The following is a 13270-nucleotide window of genomic DNA, read 5'->3' on the forward strand; positions in this document are numbered from 1 at the left end:
TTCAAAAAATAATCAATTATTAGGGTTTTGATACGAATATGCTAATACCATTTTCGTCTAAATAGACCCAAAAGGACCTGAGGGTCCACCGTAAACATAAAGCGAATGCGCTGGTCGTAATTGGGTTGTGAAATCTCCCAGCCTAAGTTGGAATAAATTGGAAAATAAATTTCAAAATAATCTTCTACTAAATTTAATCGTATTCCAGAATCATAAACCAATGTGGCCGAGGCAAATTTATTTTTTACAAATCCTATATCACCATAAGCTTGAATGTAACGCCAAATAGAGGTACTAAAGTTTGCTGTAGCTATCCATTGATTAGCAAAAGGAGTCTCCAATTGCGATTTAAACCCACCTTCCGCGATTATAATTTGTTGGCTAAACAGACCAGCATCTTCAGAACGACCTAAATAATTTAAATCGAATAAATAATCGGTTGGTCGGTCTAAGGCGAAACTAAAATAATCTGAATTGGGATCGTTATTGTTTTCTAGAAAGACCCCTGCAAAAAGTCTGAGGTTAAAATTGCGATTGGTTTTAGTCAGTGTCCTGAATTCATAATTTAGCGACAGTTTACTGAATTTATCAGCTACTTGAAAATCAGTGGCAAAACGGGAGAAATTAATAATACCTGGTTTTGAGCGCACATATCTTAAATTAAAAACACCGTAATCTGGCTCATCAATTTCTACAATGGCATCTTCTCCAAGCTCTCGTGATATACTCACATAGCGGGCTGAAATCTGGTCTATTCTGTCTTTTCTAAAGTCTTTATCGTCCCTAAACGTAAAGGATATGGATGGTCTCAACCTGGTAAAAAATGCATCTTGGGCAAAGGATTGGTAACCAGCAGAAATTCCGTAGGTGATATCAAATAGGTTTTGATTTTCAAGGTTATGGGTATAAAATACCGACGCTGATCCAGTCAAGGCTCGTGATTTCGTGGCATATTGCGGTGAAAACCGGTAATTAAGACGTTTCCTTAAGATGGTCTTGTTATAAACCTTTGTTCCTAGGGTTAAACCATCATAAATGTTGTTGAATTCAACCAAGGGCATGAGGAACACCTGATTGTAGTCGGGGTCTTCAATATCCTTAAAAATTCTAAATTGAAATGGTTTATTATTCAAAAAGGAACCTTTTACTGTTCTGTAGTTGTCTCGTTGATTGAATTCAGGGATGATGTTATAATAGTCAAGTACAAATTTATCCGTACTGTCTTTGGGCAGTGTAACCGTTTTAGTGCCTTTAATATCCTCAACCCACATTTTGCCTATGACAGAATCATTGCTTAAATTAAATAATGATATAGGCATGGTATTCTTCCGCTTATTTTTTATGGTGACCCTTATAGAATCTTCAGTGGTTTCAACAGATTTAATTTTAAAATCAATTTTTTTTCGAGTTTTTACATAATCTTCAAAAAACCAATCAATATCTTTAGTGGTTTTGGATTTGACAAAATTTTCAAAATCCGCTGTAGATACGTCCTTCAACTTATATTTTTGTAAAAATTCTAGAATGACTTCCGATAAGGCGGTATCGTCTGTAAAATCATCTAAATAGTTTAATCCTATACCAGCTTTATATTTCCCCGCGATATTGGCATTAAATTTTATCAGTGAATCCTTTGATATTGATAGAGCTTGATCTCTGTTTTTTCTGGCAACCTCCATGGAATAGAGAAAGTATTGAAAATTAAAATCAAGATCTGCCCCGTGAAATGCCCTTAACCCCCATATATTAGAGAGAGAACCGAACAGCTTCATGTTTGGATAATACTCCTCTACATATTTCATGAGAAAATAAATTTGAAGTCCTTCACTTATCCAATGTTCCTTCCTTGGATTTAGAAATAAAATATTGTCAATATATTTTTTAAGGGACGTTTTCAACAGCTTCAGTTCATACTGAAAGTTATCTGGAAAAGGCCTTAAAAAGTCGGGGAGTTGGTTCAGTCCATAAAGTGGATTTTTATTGTAATCAATATTGGTAACTAAAAGTCGTTTGTGTGGATAATCGCCTAGAATACTCGATAGGTATCGCGTTATCCTATCTGTTAAAAGCGCCTTTTCTTCTGCAGGGAGACCTTTTTCGTTAATGTTGGAAATAAGTATAAAATCATCTGTTTGTATATAGCTGTAGCGTGGGAACTTATTTATTGATAAAAACGTACATACCCTGTTTTTTCCATAAAACGTTGTAGTTTCAGTCTTACTTAAATTATCTGGACTCATCGCTATCACATCGAGTTCTGAAGTCACCTTATAATTAATAGGATACTTAATACGCAGAAAAATTTCTGAATCAGGAACAAATAAGTCATCCAAATTTTTATTGCTGTAATATTGCCATTTGCCATCATAGACCGTTGGCGTTATGTACCAATACTTCAAATTAAAATCTTTATTTTTTGTATAGCCATAATCGGTAAAGGTGGCATCTGGGATAAGCAATTTATAACTCAACTTTATATTGTACGCCTCACCGGGTAGAAGAGGGTTTTTTAATTCTATTTTTAAAATATCCGGATGTTCTTCAGGCCTTGAAAAGCCCAGGTCGATATTCTCCTTATTTACAATAGAGGTGATAGCCGTATAACCGCGCAGGTCATTTTTAGCCAAGTGAAATTTAGTACTAAACTCTTCCTCGAATCTTTTGGCCAATGGCGTAGATTTAGTAGAATAACTATTGTTCCAGTCATTTAAATAAATCTCGGAAAGCGTATCCTTTGTTTTATTGTAATAAATGATGGATTGTGTTATATCTATGGTTTTGGAATCAACATGCACAATCGCATCAATTTCCATTTTATTTTGCGAAAATAATTTGGGATAGATGAATAAACAAATAACTACTATGAATGTGTGTTTTATCAATTAGAGATTATGAATTTTACAGGATTTATGGCGTAATCTTTAACTTTTATATAATACATACCCATTTGTAATTGACTTAGGTCTAGGTTCTGTTCCGGGTTTGAATTAAGTGTTAGGGTTTGTACAACCTGACCCAGACTATTATATATGACCACCGTTTTATTGGAAAGGGTATAATCTGAATTGTATATTGTCAAGGTTGTATTAATAACAGTCTGCTTTACCATTAGTGGCGCAGAAATTTCTTGAGAAGCTATCGTTGACAAGCTTGCATCCGTTTGCAAGGATACGGTTACAGGCAAGTGGTCACTAAAATTGTGTAAGGCGTCTCTAATAGCAAATGAAAATTCTGAATCTGCTAATCCACACTCTGTTGAATTTATGGCACTGTTGTAACAAGCCGAAAGCTCGTTGTTACCGTAGACTTGGTAGGAGTCTGGTACATAAGTAATGCTTGTTGTACTTAACATGTTTTCAGAGGTCAGTATAAAATCGAAACGATCATCAAATCCACCACTGGTACCACCAAGGCCACTTTGTGTTCTTGTGGACTGTGTAAATACATCTACAAAGCTGGGGTTATTGGACCAACTGCCTACACGGTTTGCCGGATCTGCAAAGGTAATATGGTTAGTGGCGTCCAGCAATTCTTGAAAGGCTGGTTCCGAAGCCGTATAAAGATTTAGGTCGCCACCAAGTACAATATTGGAATCGGCAGGTAAACTGTTGAGATAATTATCTAATTCCGCAACCATATTAAAGCGTCTTAATTCGTTGTCGGCGCCGCTTGAAGCTTTTAAGTGGCAAACAACGACATAAAACTCAATGGGGTTGGTGTTTTGCTCAACCGAATTTACTTTTAACTTATAGACATTAAAGTCTCTTAAATCCGTTGGGACAATAATTTCTTCTTCGATACTAAATTTGGTACTATCGTAATATAACAAATTCTGTAAGTCGTTTTGGTCACCTGTAGAATCATCAGATGTATTAGAAACATAAGTAGCCATTTCCATGTTTTGATTTATGGCTGTTCTTGCAATGTTTAAAACGTTATTTGCGCCGGTAATAGTATTTAGTTCGCAAACTAAAAACAAATCGGGTTGATAATCTGCCAGTATAAATTCTAAATCGTCTTCCCTGTTGGGTACAGCGTCTTCTATAGGATAGTTTAGCAAATTATAAAACATAACCTTAAATGTTTCTTGCGAAGACAGTTCTAAGGTTGCTAATGACATAAGTAGTAGGCATCCAATGATTCTTTTGGTCATGGCTTAAACTGGTTGGTTTTCTTTAAAAATTAGGGCTGAGCCTGTATTCCTTGTAGAAACTGTTTAAGATGTCTATAACTTCATCTGCCGAGTCCACAACATGGAAAAGGTCGAGATCCTTTGGGCTGATATTTCCTTGTGTGATAAGGGTATTTTTAATCCAGTCTACTAAACCGCCCCAGAATTCCGTTCCAACCAAAATAATAGGAAAGGTTTCAATTTTATGGGTTTGTATTAAGGTCATGGCTTCAAACAATTCGTCAAGTGTTCCAAAACCACCAGGCATAACTACAAAACCTTGGGAGTACTTTACGAACATTACCTTGCGTACAAAGAAATAATCAAAATCTAAACTCTTATCGGAATCTATATAGGGATTGTCATGTTGCTCAAAGGGTAAATCGATATTTAAACCTACAGATGTTCCTCCTGCAATATGAGCTCCCTTATTTCCGGCTTCCATAATACCAGGCCCACCTCCCGTAATAATGCCATAGCCCTGTTCTACAATTTTCTCGGCGATATCAACAGCCAATTGATAGTATTTGTGGTCTGGTTTGGTTCTTGCCGAACCGAAAACAGAGACACATGGTCCAATTTTACTAAGCTTTTCATATCCACCAACAAATTCGCCCATAATTTTAAAAATGGCCCAAGAATCGTTGGTTTTTATTTCATTCCAACCTTTATGCTTATGTTCTTTTCTCATATATCAGTAATCAATTGTTGCCTGTTTTTTTCTTTTGTTTAATAAGCTTAATTAAGCTCAATACCCATTACAAGCGCACTAGCTAGCTAATTTAATTCTTTTCTCAAAAATTTAGCGGTATAACTCTTATTATCCTTGATGAGTTGTTCTGGAGCACCTGTGGCTACAACCTCTCCACCAGCTTTTCCGCCTTCATAACCAATATCAATTATGTAATCTACCATTTTAATAACATCGAGATTATGTTCAATGATAAGCACGGTATTCCCTTTGTCCGCCAGTTTATTTAGCACTTTCATAAGCACATTGATATCTTCAAAATGTAAACCAGTAGTGGGCTCATCTAATATATAAAAGGTATTACCAGTGTCTCTCTTGCTAAGTTCCGTGGCCAGCTTAATACGTTGTGCCTCTCCACCTGAAAGGGTTGTGCTCTGTTGCCCTAACGTAATGTACCCCAAGCCTACATCTTCTATGGTCTTTAATTTCCTGTATATTTTAGGTATATGTTCAAAGAAACTCACCGCCTCCTCTATGGTCATAGCCAGGACATCACTGATAGACTTCCCTTTATAGCGAATTTCAAGCGTTTCTCTATTGAAACGTTTTCCTTGACAGGTTTCGCACTCTACATAAACGTCGGGTAAGAAATTCATCTCTATCACCCTTACGCCACCGCCTTGACAGGTTTCACAACGGCCTCCGGCCACATTAAAGCTAAATCGGCCTGGTTTATAACCGCGAATCATGGCTTCAGGAATTTTAGAATACAGACTGCGTATTTCACTAAAAACACCAGTGTAGGTGGCAGGATTACTTCTAGGTGTTCTTCCGATAGGTGATTGGTTGATGTCGATTACTTTATCTATATACTCTAAGCCCTTGATGCTTTTGTACGGCATGGGTTTTTTCACAGCATTAAAAAAATGAGCATTTAAGATAGGGTAGAGGGTTTCATTGATTAATGTGGATTTCCCACTGCCCGAAACTCCTGTCACACCAATCATTTTACCCAAAGGAAACTCAACATCCACTGCCTTTAAGTTATTCCCGGTACAACCTTTTAAAAACAGCTTTTTGCCATTCCCTTTTCTGCGATTTTCTGGAATTTCAATTTGTTTCTCACCGTTGAGGTACTCAGCGGTTGTAGTATGATGACTCAATAATTGTTTAGGTGTTCCTTCGCTTATAATTTCCCCACCGTGTTTTCCCGCGTGGGGTCCTATGTCAATGACATAATCTGCGCGTATAATCATGTCTTTATCGTGCTCAACTACAATAACTGAATTTCCAACATCGCGCAGTGATTCTAAGGAGTTAATTAATTTTTCATTATCGCGTTGATGTAATCCAATACTAGGTTCATCAAGGATATATAGCACGCCAACCAATTGTGATCCAATTTGTGTAGCCAACCTAATGCGTTGCGCTTCTCCACCAGATAAGGATTTTGAGCTGCGGTTAAGGGACAGATAGGTGAGTCCAACGTCTAATAAAAATTGAACTCTACTTTTTATTTCCTTTAAGATTTCAGAAGCAATTTGTACCTGTTTGTTGGTTAGACGTTCATTTAAACCTTCAAGCCATTTAGCGAGCTCTTGGATGTCCATTTTCACCAAATCGGCAATGCTTTTTCCGTCAATTTTAAAATAAAGTGACTCTTTTCTCAACCTAGACCCTGCGCAAGTACCGCATTCTACCTTATCCATATACTCCTTAGCCCATCTCACTAATGACGTTGAATTGGATTTATATTGGCTCTCGATAAAGTTAGCCACACCTTCAAAATCAATATTGTAATCTCTGGTAACTCCTAATAATTTGCTTTCTACGGTGAACTTGTCTTTGCCACCAAAAAGAATCATGTCTTTGGCTTCTTGTGGAATATCTTTCCATGGGTCGCTCAAAGAAAAATCAAAACGCTGCGCAATGGTATCAAATTGTTTAAAAATCCAGCTTTTCTTTTGTGGCCCATGAGGTGCTAGAGCCCCATTTTTAATAGATAAGGATTCATCCGGGACCAACTTATTTTCATTGACCACATACAATTCTCCAATACCGTTACAGTTTGGACAGGCACCCTTAGGTGAATTAAAGGAGAAATTATTAGGCTCTGGGTTTGGGTAAGAGATGCCAGAGGAAGGACACATGAGATTACGACTGAAAAATCGAGATTCATTAGTGTCTTGATCAATGACCATTAATACATTATCTCCATGATACATGGCTGTATTAATAGATTCCATTAAGCGCTTTTCATTGTCTTGGGTGGCATCTATTTTAAGACGATCAATAACAATTTCTATGTCGTGGGTTTTGTAGCGATCTAGTTTCATGCCTTTTTCAAGGTCAACGATTTCCCCATCTGTTCTTACTTTTACGAAACCTTGTTTGGCGATTTGCTCGAAGAGCTCGCGGTAATGACCTTTACGCGACCTTATGACTGGTGATAAAATATTGATGCGTTTGCCTTTGTAAGACTCTAAAATTAGGTCTTTGATTTGCTCATCGCTGTAGCTGACCATTTTTTCACCTGTTTCATAGCTGTAAGCGTCGGAAGCACGGGCAAATAATAGTCGAAGAAAATCATAAATCTCTGTGATGGTCCCTACTGTAGAACGCGGTGATTTGCTGGTAGTTTTTTGCTCAATCGCTATAACGGGAGAAAGACCATCTATTTTATCCACATCTGGTCGTTCAAGACTGCCCAAAAATTGACGCGCATAGGCTGAAAAAGTTTCTATGTAACGACGCTGTCCTTCGGCGTAAATAGTATCAAAAGCCAAGGATGATTTCCCGCTACCTGAAAGGCCCGTAATAACCACAAGTTTGTCCCGAGGTATACTTACATCGATGTTCTTTAGATTGTGAACTCGCGCTCCTTTTACTTCAATAGCGTCGTTGGTTGTTGTCATAGCAATTATAAGGCAGAAATTAAATGATTTCTTATGTTTTTCTACTTATGCTTGAGTAGAATAAGCAAAGGTGCAAAGGTACAATTTTAGATGTTAAATTGATGTGAAGGTTTGTTGCGATATAACGCAGTGAAGGAAGCAAAAAGAATAGAACTGATATGGGTGTTGATAATGTCTATAAATAAAATAATGGCATAGGCAATAGCCCTCAAGGCAATAGGTAAATTTTAATTATATTTCGGTGTTTAATGGAATGAAATGGACTGGTAACTCAATAGTGTTAGTGAATTAAACGTACAGAATAAAGCCAAATCCGCAAACAAAAAGCTTTCATATAGAATGAAATATTTAGAATCATCATATTATTTAGATTATGACCACCCAACCATTCAAAGGTTGATTTTAGAATTTAAAAATGATTCTACAACTCAAAAGGAGAAAGCTATAGGGCTGTATACCAAGGTACGAGACCAATGGAAATATGACCCCTACCATATACATCTTTCAAAAGAAAATTACAAAGCTAGCAATATAGCCACAAGACCAACAGGAAATTGTGTTGAGAAATCTATACTATTAGTGGCCTGTTTTAGGGCTATGCAATTACCCTCTAGAATACATTTGGGCAAAGTAAAAAATCACCTTGCCGTAGAACGCTTGATTGAAAAGTTTGGTTCAAATGAATTAACACCCCATGGAATGGTCAGTGTTTACTTAAATGGAAAATGGCTCAAGATGTCCCCAGCATTTAATAAAACACTGTGCCAGAAGTTTAATGTAGCGCCTCTGGAATTTGATGGGGAAAACAATTCCTTTTTACAGCAATTCAATGAAGAGGGCAGTCTTTTTATGGAATACCTTGAAGATTATGGACATTTTGAGGATGTGCCATTAGAATTTATGAAGAGAAATATTAAAGAACATTATCCTCATATTTTTGACACTAATGAATCCATGACAGAATTTAAATTGTAATGAGTTGCAAGTTCAATGACCGTTCTTTGCAATGACCTGCTACAGATCTCTGTTAATTCCAGAAGATTTAATAAAGACATTACGGTACTTCTAACTGCTTGCATTTAAAGTTGATTTAGTACCAATGATTGTATAAGTACAGTGTCAAGTGGATTTAGTTTATGAATTAGAAAGTTTTAATTTATTAATGAAAAACAACAAGTATAACAATATTTATCGTAATATTGCAATATACAAATAAAGTAATATTATGGGATTAGCTAAAACGGAAATATTTACAGATCAACAAAATAAAATAGCGCTGTTTGCTAAAGTTTTTGGGCATCCTGCGCGAGTTTCAATTTTACAGCACCTGTTTAAGATAAATGCCTGTATTTGCGGTGACTTAGTCAATGAAATAGGGTTGGCTCAGCCCACAATCTCCCAGCATTTAAAGGAGCTAAAACATTTAGGGTTAATTAAGGGAAATGTTGAGGGTACGAGTGTTTGCTATTGCATTCATAAAGAAAATTGGACCGCCATGAAAACTGTTATGTCTGAATTTCTCAATCAGGACCTTAGTAATAATCAAGAATGCTGTTGAAAAATTAAATTTTTTAAGCGTGTAACTGAAAAAAAATATACAATCGTGAAATTATCAGAATTTAAAAATAAGCTAAACCAATTAGAGATCATTAGATTTAAATTACCTAATGGTACATTGGTACCCAATCATTTTCATGTCACGGAGGTTGGCAAAATCACCAAGCATTTTATAGACTGTGGTGGCACTGAAAGAAATGAAGAGGTTGCGAACTTTCAACTTTGGAACACCGATGATTACGATCATAGGCTGCATCCTGAAAAGCTAGTTCAAATCATAGAACTTTCAGAAAATATCTTGAAACTAGAAGATTTAGAAATTGAAGTAGAGTATCAGGGGGAGACCATTCAAAAATTTGGTCTTGATTTTGACGAAGAAAATTTCTTGCTTACTACAAGGCAAACGGATTGTTTAGCAAAAGACAAATGTGGTATTCCAGTTCAGAAACCAAAATTAAAATTAGTAGACTTGACCGAAGAACCTTGTTGTTCACCAGATGGAAATTGCTGCTAAAAATCATAGAACTTCCTTTAGAATGACGTCAACCCTATTTTCCAAACTAGAAGATTCAATTTCAAAATTGGACCTACTTATTATTTCAGATGAACGCAAGACGATTTTACAACCACTAATTGATTTTATTCAGGCAAAAGTCTCTGCTGATAAAGAGGTCCGCCTAAATTTTATCTGTACGCACAATTCACGTAGAAGTCATTTGTCGCAAGTGTGGGCACAAACGCTAGCTCATTATTTTAATGTTGAAAATGTGATGTGCTATTCGGGGGGCACCGAAGCTACCGCACTTTTTCCTATGATTGCAGAAACGTTGAGGAATTCTGGATTTCAAGTCCAAAAATTATCAGAAGAGAATAATCCTATCTACGCAATTAAATATGCGAATAATGAACATCCTATTATTGCGTTTTCTAAAAAATTGGATAATGATTTTAATCCAAAGTCTGGATTTGCGGCCATTATGACTTGCGATTCAGCCAATGAGGCTTGTCCATTTGTTCCAGGGGCAGAAATCCGAATCCCTATGACGTTTGAAGATCCAAAAGTTTTTGACAATACACCACAACAAACAGAAAAATACGAGGAGCGGAGCCTGCAGATTGCAATTGAACTGAAGTATGTTTTCTCACAAATCAATTCTTGAAACATGGCAACAAAAAAATTGAGTTTTCTAGATCGAAATCTTACGTTGTGGATATTTGTGGCAATGGCTTTTGGCGTTGGATTAGGGTATTTTATCCCAACGTTTCCAAACATCATAAACTCATTAAGTAGTGGTACTACTAATATTCCAATCGCTGTAGGTCTAATAGTGATGATGTATCCACCTTTAGCAAAGGTGAATTATGCACTGTTACCCAAAGTTTTCAGAAATACAAAAATTTTAACAATCTCCCTTGTTCTAAATTGGATTATTGGCCCTGTTTTAATGTTTGTGTTGGCTATCACGTTTTTACGCGATTACCCTGAATATATGGTTGGACTTATATTAATAGGTCTGGCGCGCTGCATCGCTATGGTTTTGGTTTGGAATGACCTGGCTGAAGGTAGCAGCGAATATGGGGCCGGCTTGGTAGCCTTAAATAGTATTTTTCAAGTGTTTGCATATAGTTTTTATGCTTGGATTTTTATAACCGTTTTACCTCCCTATTTTGGATTTGAGGGTGCTATTGTAGATATTTCAATAGGAACCATAGCAGAGAGTGTCGCTATTTATTTAGGCATTCCGTTTGTACTTGGTCTATTGAGTAGACTTATTTTGGTAAAACTAAAAGGGGAAGCGTGGTACACCAAGAAATTTATTCCAACTATTTCGCCAATGACTTTAATTGCACTGCTATTTACAATTATAATTATGTTTTCACTCAAAGGGGAACTCATCGTTGAAATTCCGTTAGATGTAGTAATTATTGCTTTGCCTTTACTTATTTATTTTACCCTCATGTTCATTATCGGTTTTTTTGTTTCCAAATCCATTGGAGCATCTTACGATAAGACAGCATCAGTAGCTTTTACAGCAGCAGGAAATAATTTTGAATTAGCAATTGCGGTGGCGATAGCCGTGTTTGGTCTGAACTCAGGACAAGCATTTGCAGGGGTTGTTGGTCCTTTGGTAGAGGTCCCTGCCTTGATTTTATTAGTTAGGGTTTCGTTTTGGTTACGAAAGAAATATTACAGTGCGTAGGTGTGTAAGGTCTTTTGTTTTTACCCTTATGTACTTTCCGAAGGTTTTAATATAGTTCGAATTCTGAAGTAGCTATTGGCTTAGGCTCAAGCCCTTTATATCTTGTAATTCTATCCCCAGAAAGAATAATTTATGAAATGTGGGTAAAGCTGCGCCGCTTTCGGTGGTAATCCATTGCTCCCAAGAGGCTTCCAAACCACCAATGGGTATGATTTTTACCCACATTTGAAAACTTTTAGGCTTGCCATTATCGTCCAAATGCCAAAGATAGGAATCACCAGGTGTTGTTCCGCCTGAGGCATAAGTTATTAATAAAGCGTTCTTACCGTTTTCTGTGGTGACCAACTTCCGTACTGTACCTGGGTCAAAGACTTTGTAAGGGGCGACCAACCAAAAGGAATCGTTATTGAAGTAGTTGATTGCTTGTTCTATATAACCTTGCTTTTCAATACCATTATACTCTTGCTCAGCCACAAAGACCTGTGAATTATCTTTGTTTTTTAAATCAAGGAGCACTTTAAAATTTTTCCAAGTCACCTCACATTTTCCATCCGTTTTATACCATTTATAACTGTGTTGCCCTTTAAACGTCCACTCTAAGTAATCTGTATTTAGGTAAGCGTCGTTGTTTAAAGCCTCTAACATTGTTTGTGCTAATGCATTGGCCTTAGGACCTTGTTGTCCTTCAGGTAAATCTTCATTGTATTTAAAATATAGAAATCCGAAAAAGAGAAGTGAGGGCAGGGTAAGGAAGATAATCAGTCCTACAATAATTTTTAAGATGCGTTTGAATGGTATTGATTTTGCCACGGTATTTCAAATTTTATGAGCGTATTGCATTTAGTTTTTCTTTTATGATTTTAGCCAATACCATAGCAGCATTAGGAAAATTTCTAAACCACAATTCGGGTTCAATAAGTTCTAATTCAGATACAGCTAATAAATCATTATTATCGTAAAATATATCGACTCGAGCATAAATGGGTAATTCCGGACATGCTTTTGCCGCATTTTCTGCAAATTCAATTTCCTGTGAACTTGGGCTATAATCGTGAACAGTGCCTCCAAAATCATCCTGAACTCTAAAATCGCCTGGTTTGGCTTTCTTTAAGACAGCATGGCTAAACAACCCATTAAATACCATCATGGAAATCTCGCCTTGGCTAACTATATTATGTTGAAAAGGCTGCAGCATCATGGATTCGTTTGTAAGAAGCGTTTCAAAAATAGCCTCATGGTCTTCAATAGTTTCTGAATTCAGTAAATAGGTATGCCGACCCGCTCCAGATATACAAGGTTTAAGCACGGTTTCTGTCCATCCTAATTGTTCATGCAGCCTTCTCAGTGAAATCAAGGCCCCCTGTTTTATATACTTGGTCTCTGGTATAGGAATACCTTTTTCAGCTAAATCTTGCAAATAAAGTTTATCGAGGTTCCAACGGATTAATGCTTCTGAATTTATAAGCTGCGTAACTTTTGAAACTTGGTTTAACCATTTCGAAAACACATCGAAACGGTCAAAATAATCCCAAGTGGTCCTAAAAACGATACATTGTGTTGTTGACCAATCGAAACTCGGGTGGTCCCAAGCCAGGCGGTCAACGGCTAGGCCTAGTGACTTCAATGCTTGAACTAAAAGTTGGTCTTCATAAAAGACATTATGTTTATAGGCGTCACTAGAATCTTTCAGGTATCTGTTATCGGTTAGAACAATACAATCAAAGTTAGGCATGTT

General features: G+C 36.6%; 11 protein-coding genes. 5 read left to right on the forward strand and 6 right to left on the reverse strand.

Features of this window, described 5'->3' with window-relative positions; translation table 11 throughout:
• Positions 1-41: 41 nt before the first annotated feature.
• The 4 genes from CA834_RS04360 to uvrA all read right to left on the reverse strand — a co-directional run bounded on the left by CA834_RS04360 (position 42) and on the right by uvrA (position 7777).
• A complete protein-coding gene (locus tag CA834_RS04360; RefSeq protein ID WP_240507460.1) occupies positions 42-2813 on the reverse strand; it encodes a gluzincin family metallopeptidase in 2772 nt (923 codons plus the stop codon).
• 65 nt (positions 2814-2878) lie between these two features.
• On the reverse strand, positions 2879-4153 hold the full coding sequence (locus tag CA834_RS04365) for a T9SS type A sorting domain-containing protein (RefSeq protein WP_094967454.1): 1275 nt from the start codon (positions 4151-4153) through the stop codon (positions 2879-2881).
• Positions 4154-4175: 22 nt separating this feature from the next.
• The gene (locus CA834_RS04370; RefSeq protein ID WP_094967455.1) at positions 4176-4862 is read right to left on the reverse strand and encodes an LOG family protein; all 687 of its coding nucleotides are present in this window, start codon (positions 4860-4862) and stop codon (positions 4176-4178) included.
• An 86-nt stretch (positions 4863-4948) separates the two neighbouring features.
• Positions 4949-7777 (reverse strand): excinuclease ABC subunit UvrA, encoded by a 2829-nt coding sequence (gene uvrA, locus CA834_RS04375; RefSeq protein WP_094967456.1) that lies wholly within the window; start codon positions 7775-7777, stop codon positions 4949-4951.
• Positions 7778-8116: 339 nt separating this feature from the next.
• Between uvrA and CA834_RS04380 the strand changes: the two genes are divergently transcribed.
• From CA834_RS04380 to arsB, 5 genes are all read left to right on the forward strand, one after another.
• Positions 8117-8752, forward strand: coding sequence for a transglutaminase-like domain-containing protein (locus CA834_RS04380; RefSeq protein WP_094967457.1), 636 nt, complete (start codon positions 8117-8119; stop codon positions 8750-8752).
• A gap of 250 nt (positions 8753-9002) precedes the next feature.
• On the forward strand, positions 9003-9335 hold the full coding sequence (locus CA834_RS04385; RefSeq protein WP_094967458.1) for an ArsR/SmtB family transcription factor: 333 nt from the start codon (positions 9003-9005) through the stop codon (positions 9333-9335).
• A gap of 45 nt (positions 9336-9380) precedes the next feature.
• The gene (locus CA834_RS04390) at positions 9381-9848 is read left to right on the forward strand and encodes a DUF6428 family protein (protein WP_094967459.1); all 468 of its coding nucleotides are present in this window, start codon (positions 9381-9383) and stop codon (positions 9846-9848) included.
• Positions 9849-9870: 22 nt separating this feature from the next.
• Entirely contained in the window at positions 9871-10494 is a 624-nt protein-coding gene (locus tag CA834_RS04395) for a low molecular weight phosphatase family protein (RefSeq protein WP_094967732.1), read from the forward strand.
• 3 nt (positions 10495-10497) lie between these two features.
• Complete coding sequence (gene arsB, locus CA834_RS04400) at positions 10498-11535, forward strand: ACR3 family arsenite efflux transporter (RefSeq protein WP_094967460.1); 1038 nt, start codon at positions 10498-10500, stop codon at positions 11533-11535.
• A gap of 72 nt (positions 11536-11607) precedes the next feature.
• On the opposite strand, the gene CA834_RS04405 is transcribed toward arsB, so the two are convergent.
• Positions 11608-12345, reverse strand: a complete 738-nt coding sequence (locus CA834_RS04405; protein WP_240507464.1) for a hypothetical protein — start codon at positions 12343-12345, stop codon at positions 11608-11610.
• 13 nt (positions 12346-12358) lie between these two features.
• Positions 12359-13267: an ATP-grasp domain-containing protein gene (locus CA834_RS04410; RefSeq protein WP_094967461.1), complete on the reverse strand. Its 909-nt coding sequence runs from the start codon at positions 13265-13267 to the stop codon at positions 12359-12361.
• Positions 13268-13270 lie beyond the last annotated feature (3 nt).

The organism is Winogradskyella aurantia (assembly GCF_002266855.1).
GTDB classification, from domain to species: Bacteria; Bacteroidota; Bacteroidia; order Flavobacteriales; family Flavobacteriaceae; genus Winogradskyella; species Winogradskyella aurantia.